The sequence below is a fragment of the Phyllobacterium sp. K27 genome (assembly GCF_054796155.1).
This window is the reverse complement of the sequence record NZ_JBTWND010000004.1, coordinates 161,236-178,892: the sequence shown is the minus strand read 5'-3', so window position 1 is coordinate 178,892 and position 17,657 is coordinate 161,236. Positions and strand designations below refer to the sequence as shown.

General features: G+C 54.7%; 14 protein-coding genes and 1 pseudogene. 13 read left to right on the top strand and 2 right to left on the bottom strand.

Annotated features, from left to right (window positions below):
• Nucleotides 1-47: 47 nt before the first annotated feature.
• The 9 genes from ACYJL1_RS22320 (at nucleotide 48) to ACYJL1_RS22280 (ending at nucleotide 9,217) form a co-directional block, all read left to right on the top strand.
• The gene (locus ACYJL1_RS22320) at nucleotides 48-860 is read left to right on the top strand and encodes a transporter substrate-binding domain-containing protein (RefSeq protein WP_460899333.1); all 813 of its coding nucleotides are present in this window, start codon (nucleotides 48-50) and stop codon (nucleotides 858-860) included.
• A gap of 72 nt (nucleotides 861-932) precedes the next feature.
• Nucleotides 933-1,652, top strand: coding sequence for an amino acid ABC transporter permease (locus ACYJL1_RS22315; RefSeq protein ID WP_460899332.1), 720 nt, complete (start codon nucleotides 933-935; stop codon nucleotides 1,650-1,652).
• Nucleotides 1,649-2,305, top strand: coding sequence for an amino acid ABC transporter permease (locus tag ACYJL1_RS22310; protein ID WP_460899331.1), 657 nt, complete (start codon nucleotides 1,649-1,651; stop codon nucleotides 2,303-2,305). Before ACYJL1_RS22315 ends, ACYJL1_RS22310 begins: the two co-directional genes overlap by 4 nt.
• Complete coding sequence (locus ACYJL1_RS22305) at nucleotides 2,286-3,017, top strand: amino acid ABC transporter ATP-binding protein (protein ID WP_460899330.1); 732 nt, start codon at nucleotides 2,286-2,288, stop codon at nucleotides 3,015-3,017. Before ACYJL1_RS22310 ends, ACYJL1_RS22305 begins: the two co-directional genes overlap by 20 nt.
• Nucleotides 3,018-3,075: 58 nt before the next feature.
• Nucleotides 3,076-3,885: an HpcH/HpaI aldolase family protein gene (locus ACYJL1_RS22300; RefSeq protein WP_460899329.1), complete on the top strand. Its 810-nt coding sequence runs from the start codon at nucleotides 3,076-3,078 to the stop codon at nucleotides 3,883-3,885.
• A 34-nt stretch (nucleotides 3,886-3,919) separates the two neighbouring features.
• Nucleotides 3,920-4,738: an SDR family oxidoreductase gene (locus ACYJL1_RS22295; protein ID WP_460899328.1), complete on the top strand. Its 819-nt coding sequence runs from the start codon at nucleotides 3,920-3,922 to the stop codon at nucleotides 4,736-4,738.
• 29 nt (nucleotides 4,739-4,767) lie between these two features.
• Nucleotides 4,768-6,381 carry an FGGY-family carbohydrate kinase gene (locus ACYJL1_RS22290; protein WP_460899327.1) on the top strand — a complete coding sequence of 538 codons (1,614 nt, stop codon included), beginning with the start codon at nucleotides 4,768-4,770 and terminating at the stop codon, nucleotides 6,379-6,381.
• Nucleotides 6,382-6,409: 28 nt separating this feature from the next.
• Nucleotides 6,410-8,005 (top strand): fucose isomerase, encoded by a 1,596-nt coding sequence (locus ACYJL1_RS22285; protein ID WP_460899326.1) that lies wholly within the window; start codon nucleotides 6,410-6,412, stop codon nucleotides 8,003-8,005.
• A 318-nt stretch (nucleotides 8,006-8,323) separates the two neighbouring features.
• Nucleotides 8,324-9,217 (top strand): helix-turn-helix domain-containing protein, encoded by an 894-nt coding sequence (locus ACYJL1_RS22280; RefSeq protein ID WP_460899325.1) that lies wholly within the window; start codon nucleotides 8,324-8,326, stop codon nucleotides 9,215-9,217.
• Nucleotides 9,218-9,262: 45 nt separating this feature from the next.
• On the opposite strand, the gene ACYJL1_RS22275 is transcribed toward ACYJL1_RS22280, so the two are convergent.
• A complete protein-coding gene (locus ACYJL1_RS22275; RefSeq protein ID WP_460899324.1) occupies nucleotides 9,263-11,383 on the bottom strand; it encodes a TonB-dependent siderophore receptor in 2,121 nt (706 codons plus the stop codon).
• 386 nt (nucleotides 11,384-11,769) lie between these two features.
• Between ACYJL1_RS22275 and ACYJL1_RS22270 the strand changes: the two genes are divergently transcribed.
• The 4 genes from ACYJL1_RS22270 to ACYJL1_RS22255 are packed head-to-tail and all read left to right on the top strand — an operon-like array spanning nucleotide 11,770 to nucleotide 15,615.
• Nucleotides 11,770-12,708: an iron-siderophore ABC transporter substrate-binding protein gene (locus ACYJL1_RS22270; protein ID WP_460899968.1), complete on the top strand. Its 939-nt coding sequence runs from the start codon at nucleotides 11,770-11,772 to the stop codon at nucleotides 12,706-12,708.
• Complete coding sequence (locus ACYJL1_RS22265; protein ID WP_460899323.1) at nucleotides 12,705-13,748, top strand: FecCD family ABC transporter permease; 1,044 nt, start codon at nucleotides 12,705-12,707, stop codon at nucleotides 13,746-13,748. Before ACYJL1_RS22270 ends, ACYJL1_RS22265 begins: the two co-directional genes overlap by 4 nt.
• Entirely contained in the window at nucleotides 13,745-14,785 is a 1,041-nt protein-coding gene (locus ACYJL1_RS22260; RefSeq protein WP_460899322.1) for a FecCD family ABC transporter permease, read from the top strand. Before ACYJL1_RS22265 ends, ACYJL1_RS22260 begins: the two co-directional genes overlap by 4 nt.
• Complete coding sequence (locus ACYJL1_RS22255; protein WP_460899321.1) at nucleotides 14,782-15,615, top strand: ABC transporter ATP-binding protein; 834 nt, start codon at nucleotides 14,782-14,784, stop codon at nucleotides 15,613-15,615. Before ACYJL1_RS22260 ends, ACYJL1_RS22255 begins: the two co-directional genes overlap by 4 nt.
• A 236-nt stretch (nucleotides 15,616-15,851) precedes the next feature.
• Here ACYJL1_RS22255 and ACYJL1_RS22250 read toward each other — a convergent pair.
• Nucleotides 15,852-17,656 (bottom strand): annotated as a pseudogene (locus ACYJL1_RS22250) (ABC transporter ATP-binding protein).
• Nucleotide 17,657 lies beyond the last annotated feature (1 nt).

Genomic DNA, 17,657 nt, shown 5'->3' with positions numbered 1-17,657 from the left:
TATCAGCAGATCGCGGGCAAACGATAAGTCATGGGAGGAGAGAGAAAATGATCGGTAACTTTGCACGCCGCACAGCGGCAGCTTTGGGGTTGGCCGCGCTCGTTGCACTATCGGCGACAGCAGCAAACGCGCAAACAACAGCAGAAATTGAAAAGAAGGGTAGTGTAACCGTTGGTGTCCTGACGGGTATTCCGCCCTATGACACAGTAGACGCATCGGGCAACCCCGACGGGTTTATTGTGGATCTTGCAAAAGAAGCGGCAGCAGCCCTTGGAGTTAAGCTGGAGGTCGTACCAGTCAACAATGCATCACGCGCCGCAGCGCTGGAATCCGGACGAGTGGACTTTCTGATCGCTCACATGACCGCAACGCCACAGCGCGCCAAAACATTCCTCATGACCAATCCCTATGGTGCCTATGAGATGCGCTTCGTGGCGGCCAAGGACATGAAGCTCACCAGCCTCGATGATCTCAAAGGCAAACGCGTCTCCGTCCCCAAGGGCAGCACACAGGATATTGCCATTAGCGGCTATGGTGTTGAGGGTCTTGAAGTTGTGCGCTTCGATGATGACGCGCTCGCGATGCAGGCGCTGATTTCGGGTCAGGTTGACGCGACTGCTGCAGTCGCAGCAGTGGCAAATGATGTGATCGTCAAGCGCAAGCTCGACACACTTGAGGTGAAGAAGGACGTGCCCTTGTTCACACTCTACTGGTCCATGGCCACACGCAAGGATGCTACCGAACTGCATCAATGGCTGAATAACTTCATCTACTACACGGAAGTTACCGGCAAGCTTGATCAACTGCACCAGAAATGGATCGGAACTCCGACCCCGGGCGGCAAATTGCCAACGTTCTGATAATCCTCCGGAACATCGTGTCCCGCATGTCCTGGGCCGGCACCTGGCCCAGGAGCATCAGGAGAGACCTTTATGGCATATGAAATGAACTTCACGCCGGTGTTTGCGCGTGCGCCCGAACTGGTCAGTGGTACCATTGACACCATCATTCTATCCGGCCAATCAATCTCGATAGGACTTGTGATCGGTCTTGCGGTCGCGCTGCTCAGGGTTGATGGCCCAAAATGGTGCAGCGTCGCCAGCTCGACCTATGTGGAAGCATTCCGCAACACACCGCTCCTGGTACAGCTCTTCCTCCTTTTCTTCGGGCTTCCTTACATTGGCATCCGTCTTAGCGCCAATCATGCGGCTATCCTCGCCATATCTATGAACCTCGGCGCTTATTCCGCAGAGATTTTCCGTGCAGGTCTTCTGGCGATACCGAAAACTCAGATTGAAGCCGGCCTTGCACTTGGACTTTCCCGCCTGCAGGTGATGCGCTACGTCATTATTGTTCCTGCGCTTCGCGTAATTTACCCGGCATTGACGGGTCAGCTCACCCTGACGCTTCTTGGCACTTCGATTGCCTCGGCCATTTCGGCAACGGAACTGACCCTCGCAGGCGCGAAGATCGAGTCACAGACTTTCCGCAGCCTCGAAACTTTTCTGGTTCTCGCCGCCCTCTACATCAGCGTCACATTCGTGTTCCGCTTTATTTACTGGTTGATCGGTGTCTGGCTGTTCCGCAGGCGCGCACCCAACACAAGTTCTGTGACTGCGACACTTACACTGCCGAGCGAGGTCAAGTCATGATCCAGTCATTCGGATGGCCGAGCGTACAATTTCTGTTTCACGGGCTGATCTGGACGGTTGGTCTTTCACTCTGCACGTTCATATGCGGTGGTGTTTTCGGCCTTATCTTCGCCCTTGCCCGTTCACTTGGACCGCGTTGGCTTCAGCTTATCGTTGCCGGCTACATCCAGCTGGTACAGGCTACGCCGTTGCTGATCCTGATCTTCCTATCTTTCTACGGGCTCAGCTTTGCCGGCTTTTACTTTCCACCGCTGGCGGCTGCAGCGATATCGCTGAGCATCTACGCAACAGCATTTCTGGCTGATATCTGGAGAGGTTGCATTGAGGCAATTCCTACCACGCAATGGGAAGCAGCCGATGCACTTGCGCTAAGCCGCACCCAACGCCTGCGCTATGTCATCCTGCCGCAAGCCTTTCGCATCGCCCTTGGTCCAACCGTCGGCTTTATGGTCCAGATCGTCAAAAACACGTCGGTGACCGCGCTCATTGGTTTTGTTGAGCTGACCCGTGCCGGGCAATTGCTGAACAACATGACGTTCCAACCCTTCCACGTCTTCCTGACGGTCGCCGCGATGTACTTCGGTGTCTGTTATCCGCTGTCGTGGTGGAGCGAGAAACTCAAGGAGAGAAAAAATGCTGGCCCTGCGAATTGAAAATCTGAAGAAATCCTATGGCACGGTACCAGTTCTGAAAGGCATTGATCTGTCAGTTGAAAACGGCGACGTCGTCGCAGTTATCGGCCGCTCCGGCTCAGGCAAGAGCACCATGCTTCGCTGCATAAACGGGTTGGAACCGTTTCAGGAAGGCTCAATCGACGTTGCAGGGCATCGCCTGGATCAATCGAGAGCCAACTTGCGTGAGTTGCGCAAGGAAGTTGGGATGGTCTTTCAGAGCTACAATCTCTTCCCGCACCTGACGGTGGCCGAGAACATCACTCTGGCTCCCCATGTTGTCAAAGGTTTGCCCAAGAGTGAGGGCCGGGCTCTGGTGCAGGACGTTCTCAAGCGAGTGGGTCTGGCAGAAAAAGCTGACGCGTATCCTGATGAGCTTTCGGGTGGCCAGCAGCAGCGCGTTGCCATAGCGCGGTCGTTGGCAATGAAGCCCAAGGTTATGCTCTTTGACGAAGTCACGTCGGCGCTGGATCCCGAACTCACCGGGGAAGTCCTCAAGACCATCGCTCAACTGGCGGAGGCAGGCATGACCATGGTTCTCGTCACCCATGAAATGGGCTTTGCCAAACGCGTCGCCACACGAACCGTCTTTATGCATGAAGGCCTGGTTTGGGAAGAAGGCCTGTCGGAAGAACTGTTCTCCAATCCCAAAACCGCCGAGCTGCAAGGCTTCATCGCACCCGATCTGAAGTAACCAACCATCATCAATATCTAACCGGAGCGAAACCCGCTCCGCCACAAGGAGAATAAGAATGCCCGGACCTGAAAACACAAAACTCGCCGAGAAGCTCAAGCGCGGCGAACCCACTTTTGGCGCAACATTCTATACGGGGTCTACTGTCGCAATCGAGGCAGCTGGAAACTGGGGGCTGGACTTTGCCTTCATCGACGCAGAGCACACACCCGTCAACGTAGACGCACATTTGGAAAAGCTGGTGCTTTCCGCGCTTCTAGCGGGCATCGCACCTTTGGTGCGCGTACGGGGAACCAATGAATGGGACATTCGCAAATCACTTGAATTTGGAGCAACTGGCGTCATCGTTCCTCAAGTGGGCACAGCTGATCAGGCACGCGCTATTGTCCGTGCTGCAAAGTTCCCTCCTTTCGGCCGCCGCGGCGGCGATGCCAGCTGCCGCGCTGCAGGGTTCGGCGGACCTGGCTTTCAATGGTCCGCTTACATGGAACACGAGAACGAGACACGTCTGGTCATTCCAATGGCCGAGAGCTTCGAGTTCTTCGATAATATCGACGAAATTCTCGATGTGGAAGGGATCGATGTCATCAATTTCGGCCCGGCGGATTACTCGATTTCACGCCGCATATCGATTGATTATTCGATGGCTCATCCGGAAGTCGAAGAGAAGCTGGCCGAGTTGATCGAGAAATCGCACGCGCGCGGCATCAAGGTCATGGCACCCTGCATTCCGCCTGTTGCCGAGAATGTAACGGCCCTCAAGAAGAAGGGCGTCGATATGATCATCATGGGCAATGACGTTCTGTTCCTCAATGAGGGTTGCCGCCGGGCTCGCGAAGCAATCGACACTTCAGCGAAATCTGCCTGAAGCCAGAACGACCATTACAGTAAGGAAAGCTATTATGAGCGATGCATTCGATATTACCGGCCGCGTTGCCGTGGTTACGGGCGGGCTGGGCCAGCTCGGCACCCAGTTCACAAAATCTCTCGCTGAAGCCGGCGCAAAAGTTGCGATCTTTAGCCGGCGTCCATTCAGCGCCGAGAAACTTGAAGAAAAGTTTCCTGGTCTGACTGATCGTATTAAAGTGTACGAAGCAAGTGTAACCGACAAGGCTGCGCTGGAAACAGCTACCGAGCAGCTTGTAGCTGAATGGGGCGTGCCACACATCCTCGTCAATAATGCCGGTATAGATTCAAAGCCCGATGGTTCAGCCGAACAGAACGCACCATTCGAGAACTATCCGCAGAAATACTGGGATGAGATCATCGATACCAACCTGACTGGTGTCATGCTGACGAGCCAGGTTGTAGGAAGCAGGATGGCTCAGGAAGGCCGCGGATCAATCATCAATGTTGGTTCTATTTACGGGCTTGTGTCACCAAATCAGGCTCTATACGCCTACCGCGAAAAACGCGACGGCGTGCCGTTCATCAAGGCAATATCCTACGCTGCATCCAAGTCGGCCCTGATCAATCTCACACGCTATCTCGGCACCTACTGGGGTACCAAGAAAGTTCGCGTGAATCTGGTTTCCTTTGGTGGCGTTAAAACCGCAAGCTTCGACAAGGAATTCATCGACGCCTTCCTCGAACGGGTGCCTATGGGCCGTCAGGCTGAAATCAACGAGTATAATGGCGTCGTCCGTTTTCTCGCGTCTGATGCTTCATCCTACATGACAGGATCGAATGTCGTCGTCGACGGTGGCTTCACCGCCTGGTAGTATAAGTCCATTCAAACAGTCGGAATCTAATGAAAAACTTCATCGGTATCGATGTGGGTACGGGTAGCGCACGCGCTGGCGTATTCGACAGCAGTGGAGAATTGCTCGGTACAGGAGTGTCGCAAATTGCGACACTCCGGCCTCGTCGCGATTATGCCCAGCAGAGCTCATCCGGCATTTGGGCCGCCGTCTGCAATGCGGTACGGCAAGCATTGATGGATGCCCGGATCGACCCGGTTTCCATCGCCGGTATCGGTTTCGATGCTACCTGTTCATTGGTGGTATCCGACGCGAAGGGCACACCGGTAACGGTATGTCCGCTCGGCACGCCCGACAGTGACGTGATCCTATGGATGGATCATCGTGCTATCAGTGACGCCGAAGAAATTACTGTACTCGGAGGCGACGTGCTGTCCTATGTCGGAGGACGGATATCGCCAGAGATGGAAATGCCGAAGCTTCGGTGGTTGAAACGCGAGCTTCCTGACAGCTGGATCCGGGCAAAGTTTTTTTGGGATCTTCCGGATTGGCTCGTGCACCGCGCCACGGGAACCGCGACACGTTCGCTTTGTTCTCCGGTGTGCAAATGGACCTATCTTGGCCATGAGGGCACACAAGGCGAAGGTTGGGACGACGCCTTTCTGACCAAGATCGGGTTGGAAGACCTGACGCGGGGCAATCACCGCGCTATCGGCAACAGTTTCGCGGAACCGGGCATCGCAGCTGGAACTCTGACCGAAGACACAGCCAAGGACCTGGGTCTTGTCCCGGGCATTGCAGTCGCCAGTGGAATGATCGACGCCTATGCCGGAGCGCTCGGTACGCTTGGTATTGAAGTTAATGGCAATTCAGATGTGACAGGTCGGCTTGCATTAATCGCTGGCACATCAACCTGCCATATTGCTCTCACCAAGGAACCGACTTTTGTATCAGGCGTTTGGGGTCCTTATTTTTCCGTGTTGTTGCCGGGACTTTGGGCCAATGAAGGTGGCCAGTCTGCAGCAGGCGCGCTGATTGATGATGTCGTGGCACGCCATTCGGCCAGCGCCGGACTGGCCCAAACAATGCGCGTTGCCGATCAGTTGAATGATCATCTCTGCGCGATGGCTGATGAGACCGCGACCTTGACGGCGCACCGTCATGTCCAGCCCGATTTTCATGGCAACAGATCGCCCCTCGCTGATCCATCCCGAAAAGGCGCGATCAGCGGACTGGCTCTCGAACATGGAGTTGACGATCTGGCTTTGAACTATCTCGCCACCGTACAGGCGCTGGCATATGGGACGCGGCATATCATTGAGGAGATGCAGGACAACGGTGTTGTCATTGATGCTCTGGTCGTCAGTGGCGGGCTTGCGCGGAACCCGCTTTATCTGCGCGAACATGCAGATGCCACGGGGCGCCGCATCATTGTTCCGGCCCAGAAAGAACCTGTCCTTCTCGGCGCTGCAATGCTTGGCGCAGTCGCGGCCGGTGCGTTTGATAATCTGCCTGAAGCGATGGGGAAAATGAGCGGCATCGCCGAAATCATTCTTCCCCGCAGTTCTGAAATTCGAGCCTATCACGACGCGAAATATAACGTCTTCCGCAGGATGCAGGTGGACTTCGCCGCCTATGCGGAACTCATGCAAACAACATCATGAATTATGCTTCGGCATATGGAGGAAAACGATGACAAAGATTTTGCTGGTGGCCAGTGGTGACCTTCGTGAAAGCGCCAACGTGAAATGCTGGCCTGCACAAGCCGCGATGGAAGAAAAACTGGCGGAAGTGCTTGCCGGGATGGGTCATGAAATAGTCCGCGCGCATGGCCTGAATAAGGACAAGGGTCACGGCTTTATTGCCTCACAACGTGAAGGCATGGATGTCTTTGCAAATATTGATCCCGAAGCTCCGCTCATCGTCGCGGAATCCGTATGGCAATACTCCCATCACGTTCTAGCAGGGTTGGTCGATCACAAGGGCCCGATCTTGACAGTCGCCAACTGGGCGGGTGAATGGCCAGGGCTCGTCGGATTGCTCAATTTGAACGGATCACTCACCAAAGCAGGCGTGACATACTCGAGCCTCTGGAGCGAAAACTTCGACGATGATTTCTTCCTTTCGGGTCTGGCGGAGTGGCTGAAAACCGGCTCGATCAATCACGATACTTCTCACGTCCAGCCACTTGATCGCGGCCGCATTCCTGCAAGCGAAGCTACTCTTGCACGCGATATTGCCGCCGCAATGCGCCGCGGAAAGGTAATTCTCGGTGTCTTCGACGAGGGCTGCATGGGCATGTACAATGCCATTATCCCAGACGAGTTGTTGATGCCTTTGGGCATCTGGAAAGAACGCCTTTCACAATCCGCGCTCTACCACGCCACGTTGCAGGTCCCGGAAGCCGAGGGCCGCACCATCTATGAATGGATGGTAGCGAAGGGGATGACTTTCCACCTTGGCAGCGATCCGAAAACAGAACTTACGGAAAGCCAAGTCATTGACCAGTGCCGCATGTACATTGCATCGGTGCGCCTTGCCGATACATTTGGCTGTGAAGCTATCGGCATCCAGTATCAGCAGGGGCTGAAAGATTTGTTGCCCGCGTCAGATCTGGTTGAAGGTATGTTGAACAATGATGACCGCCCTGACGTCAAAAACGCCGAGGGCGTGCTTATCAGACCAGGACAGGCAATCGTGCATTTCAATGAAGTCGATGAGTGTGCCGCAATCGATGGCGTGATGACAAACCGCGTTCACAGGGCACTTGGACAACCTGTCGAGAATACGCTCCACGATATACGCTGGGGAGACACTGACCGTTCCACTGGCGGAGAACAATTCATCTGGGTTTTTGAGATTTCCGGCGCAGCGCCGCCCGCGCATCACCAAGGGGGCTGGGCTGGCTCTGAGAGCTTTCGGCAACCGGCCATGTTCTTCCCCTTCGGCGGCGGCACTTTACGCGGGGTTGCCAAGCCAGGCGAGTTGATATGGAGCCGGGTTTTCGTCGCTGACGGGTGTTTGCACATGGACATTGGCCGGGGTCAGGCTGTATCTCTTTCGCAAGAAGAGACAGCACGGCGTTCGCAGGCTACGAACCCTGAATGGCCAATCATGCACGCAGTGCTGACGGGAGTGGACCGGAATGCGATGATGGCCCGGCACAAGGCTAATCATATTCAGGTTGCTTATGCCCATTCAGCCAAAGATGCGGATAGTGCAATGTGGACCAAAGCTGCTTTGGCAGCAGAGCTCGGTATCCGTGTCAATACTTGTGGATTGGGTTAGGTAGCTGACGGTTAGCAACGAGCCCAATGAGGCCAGGCCAACCCCTGAAGATACAGACGTTACGGATAACCCTTCGTTTGAAAATGCCGATAATAGCGGATTTTGCCGGTTGGACTGGTGCCCGGAACTATTGTCGATGACAGTTTTACGATTCCCGTTGCTTGCCTCACGCTAAAAAGTTGCCATCACGAATAAATATGACTATTACTGTCATGATAAGGTATTGCAACAGTTCAACCCAGACTGTGGATAGTCTGCCGCTGCAAAACGTGGTTGGAAAGACATGACATTTATGCTCAGCACAGGCGGCTTCCAACATTGAGCTATAGACATTCCATGATCTGCCACACAGAGGGCATAAGGCCCACTGCCCCGGTCAAGTGGCGTGGTCTTGACGGTATGATGAGTGTCTTCTGGGACGCGGAAGGATTATCAGGGGCCAAGGCCTATTACCTTTCTCCCGACCCGCGCATCGTGATCTTTTTCAACGACGTATCATCTCATATCAGCATGTCCAACCGGGATGGAGGATTCGCACAGTTCCATCGCCCCATGGTGCGGGCGATCTATGTGCCAGCCGGGGTCCCCTTGTGGACGAACTTCACATCCTCACACCAATTCTCGCATCTTGATCTTCATTTGCACAAGGACAGGCTGCTGAGAATATTATCTCCTTCCGTGGGAACATCCGTTGCTCAGACGGCACTGCGGCGACCCGTGGAAATTCAGGATGTCGCGGCAATTGAGACACTGGCCATGCTGCTGGTCGATGAGATGTCAAACCCATCCAAGCATGCGATTTTTGCTGAAAGCCTCGTCGCCAGCATAGTAAGCGGCCTTCTCGATATTCCGGAGAACGACAGCGACAGCCACAATGGCCGGCTTACAGACGGCAAGATGAAAAAGCTGATATCGCGCATCAATGAACGCAGCGATTGCCGGTTGAGCGTGGCGGAAATGGCCGAGACAGTCGGCCTGTCCGAAAGCTGGTTTGCCAATGTGTTCAAGCAGACAACCGGCAAGTCGCCCCTGCAATGGCAACTTGGCAAACGAATAGAGCTTGCCCAAAAAATGTTCCTCGAGAGCGACCTGTCCGTCGCTGATATTGCTGCACAACTCGGGTTTTCCGACCAGGCCCATCTGACAAAGGCCTTCCGGCAAATAGCCGGTGAAACACCGGCAGCGTGGCGTCGCATGCGCAAGAATGGCTGATAACGGCAATACCCACCCGAAAGGATTGCAGATGGGCCAACTCGATCACCAGGTGCGACGCAAACTCACCGCAATCTCCCGACCCGGATTGTAGAAATCCGCTCCAAAGCCGCCATAGGCAACGTATTTCTTGTCGAAAAGATTACTTACGTTGAGGTTAAGCGTGGATTTATCAAGGAACTCATAGCTGAAGGAGGCATCAACGACGACGTTTCCCTTTGTCTTCGTCGTATTTGCATTGTCGAAGTAATAAGACCCTATATAGCGGCTTCCGAGCCCGAAGGTCATATCTCCGCGATGGCCGCTTCCCGCGATCTTGTAATTTGCCCATAGCGAGCCCTGATGTTCCGGTACGAATGAAAGGCGATTGCCCTCGCTCCCTGCAATTCCATTTTCGATAATTTCGGACTTCATGAATGAATAGGCCGCCGTCAGGCTGAAACTATCCGTGATTTCCGTCTTTGCCTCCAAATCCAAACCACGCACCCTCACCTCACCAACTGTTGTCGGATTCGAGGTAATCGGGTCAGTGACGGTAATGTTGTTCTTGGTCAGGTCATAAACAGAAGCTGTAAACAGCGCCGGAAATGCGGTTGGCTGATATTTTACCCCGACCTCATATTGTTCGCCCTCTTCAGGCTTAAGCCCCACTGTCGGGGGAGCAACGGATTCGGCATAGCTGGCGTAAACCGACATTTCATCGGTAATTTTGTATGTGAGACCTACGCGACTTGTAAATTCACTGAGATCTTCTTCAGCCAACGCATTATTCTGAAGTCTGTTTTTCTGCTCGATATCCAGCCAGTCATTGCGAAGGCCGACCGTCGCTATGAATCTGTCGGCAAAGATCAGGTCCTGCTGGATATAAACAGCTTTGGTGTTCTGTTTGGTTCTGGTGCTGGCGATAAGCGGTAGATTTACCGGGCCGCCGCTATAGATGGGATTGGTCCAATCTATGCCTGGCGCTTGCCCCCAATAGGTATCATTGTTGGATGAAGACTTATTATATTCAATGCCGATAAGGGTGCGGCTTTCAATCTTCTTGAAACTCGTCTCGTATTGCAGGCGTCCATCCATAACGAAATTCTCGTTTGAGGACTCGTTGCCAAAGAAAGAGCGCTCGGCAATAGTCGAGCCATCCGTTGGCGTCGACGAAATATAGGCGTAGCCGAAATCTGTCTTCGCATCGCTGTAGCGTGCGTTTGAGCTGAAGCTGAGACCATTGCCGAAATCATGGTCGAACATAACACTGACCGTATTTCTGTCCGTGCCGCGGAAATTATAATCAGGTTCGCCAAAAAACCGGCTTCGTTTAAAATCGGATCCGACCGGGTGCCCGCCGCTGCCCGGAACCCCATTGCGGTGAAGATGATCAAACACAACGGTCAGGCTAGTCATTTCGGTCGGGCGCCATGTCAGGCCACCGATAAAGAATTTTTCATCATCACGCGAATAATCATATTCCCCATCCGCATCTTTGAATTTTCCTGTCAGACGATACGATAGAGTATCGTCCGTCGTCAGGTTATCGCCGAAATCAAATCCAATTTCCTTGCGGCTATTCGATCCGCCCGTGACGTAGGCATCGCCAAATCTTTCACTCTTTGGTTTCTTGGTGACGTAATTGACCGACCCGCCCGGGTCTGAAACACCGAAGATGGTGGAGTTGGCTCCCTTGAGCACTTCGACGCGGTCATATGCATAGACTTCCTCACGCAACCCGCCAAAGGGGCGCCCTAGTGGCAACCCATCGCGGTAAGTATAGGCATCAAAGCCGCGAATCTTGAAGAAATCGAACCGGTCATCCGAACCATAGAAGTCCGTACTCACACCTGCTGTGTACTGCAGGGCCTGTTCGACACTCTGCGCTCCACGCTGCTGCAACTCCTTTGCGGTGATGACAGATACGGAGGCTGGCGTATCCAGAATATCCGTCGCCATCTTGCTGCCGCTGGACGTCTTTGTTGCCACGATCGACTTCGAATCATCGTCCTTGCCGTCAATGATGATTGTATCCAGAAGGATTGCTGGGCCCGGGTTCTCAGCTTGCTGGGCCAGCGATTTAGCGGGAACGAAGCCGACAAGTGCTGTACAACTCGCAAGTACCACCCACCATTGGCGCGTATGCGCTTGTCTAGTGCTGCTGCCCATTGTGTTGAAAGCCATGTGAAATTCCAGAGGTTAATGTTGCTGTTTGCAGGCCGTCGGCAAGAGAGAACCGGCACTGCCAAGAACTACCTGGAATCATCTTCTGACGAGCCCCGGCAAGCTGAATGGACTGAGATCGTTTCTCGAATTACCGACGATAGGGATTTGGTTGGTTCGAATTACCGTGCAGCGCCTACTAACTTGAGTATATTTGTCATGTATTGTAGATTCCACCGTTTTTGTACAAACCCACGGAAACTTTGCTGATCTTCAACCGAGCCTTCGCAACAGAGTTGACGTCTCTTGATTAACCTGAAACTGGAAGTCAACTTAAATACGTGGAGAGTTACCCGATGCCATGGTTCCGATCTTCCCTGATATGGGCAGTCACATGCCTGTCGATCATGATGTCGGGCAATGTCTGGGCAGAAACCACCTATCCCATCTTTATCAAGCACGCTTTGGGCACGACGACGATCACCAAAAAACCGGTGCGGGTGGCAACAGTGGCATGGGGCAATCATGAAGTTCCGCTGGCGCTCGGGATTGTGCCGGTTGGATTTGCCGTCGCCAATTTCGGAGATGACAATGGCAATGGCCTCCTGCCGTGGGTGGAAGAAGCGCTGGCCAAGCTGGGAGCTGAGGCACCCGTACTTTTTGATGAGGGCGACGGGATTGATTTTGAGGCAGTCGCCGCTACCAATCCCGATGTCATCCTTGCGGCCTATTCCGGCCTGAGCCAATCCGACTACGATACACTTAGCCAGATCGCTCCGGTTGTTGCCTATCCTGAGGCTGTCTGGTCTACCGACTGGCGGGAAATGATCCGTCTAAATAGTGCCGGGCTTGGAATGGCCGATGAGGGTGAAGCTTTGATTACGAAGATCGAGAGCGAAATTGCCGAGACGGTCGCTGGACATCCCGAACTTAAAGGCAAATCAGCAATGTTCGTCACCCATCTCGATGTAACAAATCTGAGTACCGTCAACTTCTATACAACGAACGATACGAGGGTGAAATTCTTTGCCGATCTTGGATTGAATGCACCTAAAAGCGTGGTGGAAGCCTCACTGCCGGGACGGTTCGCGGGCTCCATCAGCGCTGAGCGCATTGATGCGTTTGACGACGCCGATATTGTCGTTACCTATGGCGACCGGCAACTGATCGACGCGCTTGCGTCAGATCCCCTTATGTCCAGAATGCCGGCAGTGGCTCATAACGCAACAGTCATGCTAGGCAGGAATCCGCTTGGCACAGCGGCAAATCCGACACCTCTTTCGATCTCATGGGTGTTGAAAGACTATGTCGCGTTGCTTAATGAGGCAGCCAAGAAATCCCAATGAACGCCCGAGGCATGCAGACATCGGATCGTCATGCTTTCTCCGGACGATCTAACCATCTTCGCAGCTTTTGGCTGGCTGTATTGATCCTCATTCTCGTTGGTCTTTGCACTGCCTCTGCAGCCATTGGCACACGCGATGTGAATTGGGGTGACATTATTGCGGCCCTCCGCGGTCGGACAGACAACATTGGTCAGGCCGCAATCGCCCTGCGCATTCCCCGCACACTTGCTGCCTTGCTTGCGGGAGCCGCCCTTGGGCTGGCCGGTGCGATCATGCAGGGTGTAACACGCAACCCCCTCGCCGATCCCGGGATTCTGGGCGTCAACATGGGCGCATCACTCGCCGTCGTTGTCGGCGTCGCGTGGTTTGGAATCTCGTCGGCCAATTCTTACATCTGGACGGCGATTTTCGGGGCTGGAACCGCTGCCGTCTTTGTTTATACCATAGGATCGTTAGGGCGCGGAGGAGCCACTCCGCTCAAACTGGCGCTTGCAGGGGCAGCGACATCGGTCGCGTTTTCCTCAATGGTTATCGCCGTCGTGCTTCCGCGCGGTGATATTGCTGGGGGTATAAGAGCGTGGCAGATCGGCGGCGTTGGCGGTGTAACATTCGATCGAATTTGCCACGTACTGCCATTCCTTGCCGTGGGTTTTGTTATAAGCCTGTTATCTGCTCGAAAATTGAACGCACTTGCTTTGGGTGACGAATTGGCAGCCGGTGTCGGCGAACATGTCGCTACGGCCCGTGCAATTGCAGCCCTTGGCGCGATCCTTCTTTGCGGAGCGATCACTGCGATTTGCGGGCCGATCGGTTTCCTGGGATTGGTCGTGCCCCATTTATGCCGTTTGCTGGTCGGCGTTGATCATCGCTGGCTGCTCCCCTTCTCCACATTGACCGGCGCTTGCCTGCTGCTTGTTGCCGATATTGCCGGACGCATTATTGCCAGACCCGCCGAACTGGATGTTGGAATTGTCACTGCCCTGATTGGCGCGCCTTTCTTCATCTGGCTTGTAAGACATCAGCGGGTACGCGAACTGTGACTGTTCCTTCATCCACGATTGATTTCATTATTGGTGGCCGCCGCGGACGCGCGCGCAAGCGTCGTGTCGTCATAGCGGTTCTTTTGACACTTCTCGCAGCCACTATCGTCCTGACCTTACTGTTGGGTCAGTCGTTCACACCTCCCAAAGACGTCATCCGCGTGCTTTTGGGCGAAGACATCGCCGGCGCAACTTTTACCGTCCGGCAACTGCGTCTGCCGAGAGCAGTGCTTGCCGTTCTCGCCGGGCTGAGCTTCGGGCTTGGCGGCGTTGCTTTCCAGCTCATGTTGCGTAATCCCCTCGCCAGCCCCGACATAATTGGCATCAGCTCTGGTGCCAGTGCGGCGGCGGTGTTTGCAATTGTCGTCCTGTCGTTGAGCGGGCCAATAGTTTCGGTATTCGCGGTCATTGCCGGTTTGGGGATAGCACTGATTGTTTACGTCCTTTCCTTCAGGAACGGCGTTGCCGGGACACGGCTTATCCTTGTGGGCATTGGCGTTTCAGCCATGCTGGAAAGCTTCATCGCCTATATTCTCTCCAACGCTCCTGCCTGGACACTTCAGGAAGCGATGCGCTGGCTGACAGGCAGCGTAAATGGTGCTCAATTGGGTCAGACTCTGCCCCTTATAATGGCATTGAGCGTCTTCGGGGGGCTCTTGCTGAGCCGCGCCCGCGATCTGGAGGCGCTAAGGCTCGGAGATGACATGGCCGCCGCTCTGGGCGTGCGTGTCGCGAAATTGCGCGTCATAATCATTGTCGCAGCGGTTGGCATGATAGCCTGCGCAACGGCGGTTGCAGGGCCGATTGCATTTGTCGCATTTTTATCCGGGCCAATTGCCTCGCGCCTCGTGGGGAACAACGGGTCGCTTCTGATCCCTTCAGCGCTGATCGGAGCGCTGCTCGTGCTGGCAGGCGATTATTTTGGCCAGTTTGTTTTGCCAACCCGCTATCCCGTGGGAGTGGTTACCGGTGCTTTGGGTGCTCCCTACCTGATTTTCCTGATCATTCGCGTCAACCGAAGCGGAGGCTCGTTATGAGTGTTCATTCTCTCGCCGTCAGCCAGCTTTCTGCAGGCTATGGAAGCACAGATATACTGAGTGGGCTGGAGCTTGCCGTACCGCCCGGCAAAATCACTGCAATCGTCGGTGCAAATGCGTGCGGCAAGTCTACGCTTTTACGGACGATGTCCCGGCTCATTTCACCCCGCCAAGGTCACGTATTGCTTGATGGCAAGTCAATACACCAAATCCCATCGCGTGAACTGGCACGGACCTTGGGCCTGCTTCCTCAATCTCCCATCGCACCGGAAGGTATTACGGTCGCCGATCTGGTGAGCCGCGGGAGACATCCCCATCAGGGTATGTTTGCACGCTGGACCCGTAAGGATGACGAGGCCGTGGCCGCCGCGTTGACCGCCACCGGAACGATGGATCTTGCCGAAAGACCCATGGATGAACTTTCAGGCGGACAACGCCAGCGGGTCTGGATCGCCATGGCACTGGCGCAGCAAACGGAGATATTGCTGCTGGACGAGCCGACAACATTCCTCGACATCAGCCATCAGATCGAAGTTCTGGATCTTCTTACCGATCTGAACGAAAGCCGGCGGACCACGATAGTTATGGTGCTGCATGATCTTAATCTGGCCGCACGCTATTCGGATCATCTTATAGTAATAGCGGGTGGCCGCCTCCATGTCGCCGGAGCGCCCGAAGAAGTCCTGACAGAAAAGAACGTCCTGCATGCCTTCGGCCTTGATTGTCGCATCATCAACGACCCGACTTCCGGACGGCCCATAATGCTTCCAATTGGCCGGCATAGGATAACAGGCGGCCAACGCTTTACCCCCTCCACGACAACGGAATGAACGCGCACAAGCCAACCTCAGAAAAAAGCCGGACTTGAAAAGCCCGGCCTAGTTGTGAAGGTTAAAACCTCCAGAGGGGAACAGCCGACACGGAAACTGGGAGGAGAACCGCATCGACCAATTTTGATGTAGGAGTGCCGATTGAGACTTTCAAGCGAGATTGCGCAAAATCCGGAGCTAACACAGGAGCGGTCACATCTGGCAGATCCATAAAGCTTATTGGCACTGGCGAACCGCTATGCGATCTGAAAGAAATGCCCGTCGCCTACTTCCTGGTAGCGGCGCTGTGGTGGAACATAGTCAGCGGCACGGTACGGGCTCTTGATCTCGTCATTGGAAATCCGGCGCTTCTGCCGACGGAAGGGATCGGCAATCGGGACTGCCGCCATCAGACGCTTCGTGTAATCGTGCTGGGGATTCTCGAAAACCGCCTGACGGGATCCGATTTCGACGATCTCACCAAGATACATGACCGCGACCCGATGGCTGATCCGCTCGACAACCGCCATGTCATGAGAGATAAACAGGTAACCAATGCCATAATCCTCCTGGAGATCGAGCATCAGATTGATGACTTGTGCCTTGACGGAAACATCCAGGGCTGAAACGGATTCATCTGCGATGATGAGTTTTGGCTCCAGCGCCAAGGCCCGTGCGATGCACACGCGCTGCCGCTGACCGCCGGAAAATTCATGCGGGAAACGATCCGCCATAGAAGCGGAAAGACCAACCCGCTCCAACAGATCGCCGACCCGCTTCCTGGCGCCGGTCAGATCTGCCAGACCATGAGTGACAATCGGCTCTGCAATCGCCGCACCGATCCGGATGCGTGGATTGAGGCTTTCGAAGGGATCCTGGAAGATCATCTGCGCTTCGCGGCGGATACCTGCCAGCACCGATCTGCCGGCGCCGAATACATTCTTTCCGTCGATCGTGACTTCCCCGGCAACCGCATCGGTCAAACGAATGATGGAACGGCCTGTCGTCGACTTGCCGCAACCGGATTCGCCGACCAGCGAGAGCGTTTCGCCTTGATGTAACTGCAGCGTGACGCCCTCAACGGCGTGGATGCGTCCGACTGTTTTTTGCAGAAAGCCCTTTTTGATCGGAAAACGGGTCACGAGGTCCTTGACCTTGAGGACAGGCGCAACATCGCGTCGGACCGTGTCCCTGGTCGGTTTCACGGACTGGATCTCGCCAGTTGTCATGTCGACATGAGGAAAGCGGAGGGGCCGATCGCGCCCGGTCATCGAACCGAGCTGGGGCACGGCAGAAAGAAGGGCGCGGGTATAGGGATGTTTTGCTCCCGCGAAGATTTCGTGCGTGGTCCCGGTCTCGACAGCCTCACCGCGATACATCACCACCGTGCGGTCGGAGATTTCGGCAACAACGCCCATGTCGTGGGTGATGAAGAGGACAGACATGCCTTCTTCTTCCTGCAACGTTTTGATGAGTTCGAGAATTTGTGCCTGGATCGTAACGTCAAGCGCAGTCGTCGGCTCGTCCGCGATGAGAAGCTTGGGACCACAGGCGAGCGCGATAGCGATCACGACGCGTTGGCGCATGCCACCGGAGAAATTCATTGGATATTCGCCAAGACGCGATCTTGCCGACGGAATGCGAACCTTCTCCAGGAGTCGGACGGCTTCGGCCTGAGCCTGCATCTCCGACATGCCACGATGTTGGACGAGCACTTCCGTGATCTGTTTTCCAATTTTCAGAACCGGATTGAGACTGGTCATGGGTTCCTGGAACACCATACCGATATGGTTGCCGCGGATCGATTGCATTTCAGCGAGCGCAGGTCGTGAAGGTTTGTGCCGGCGAAATCAATGCGGCCGGTCACGCGCGCACTGTCCGGTGACAACAAGCGCATGATCGACATGGCCATCACGCTCTTGCCCGAACCGGATTCGCCGACTACAGCGACTGTTTCCTTCGGAGCGATGTCAAAGCTGACATCGCTCACGACATTACGCCACTTGTCATTGACACGGAAGGCAGTGTTGAGTTTGGAAATCGAAAGTATTGGATCGGTCATG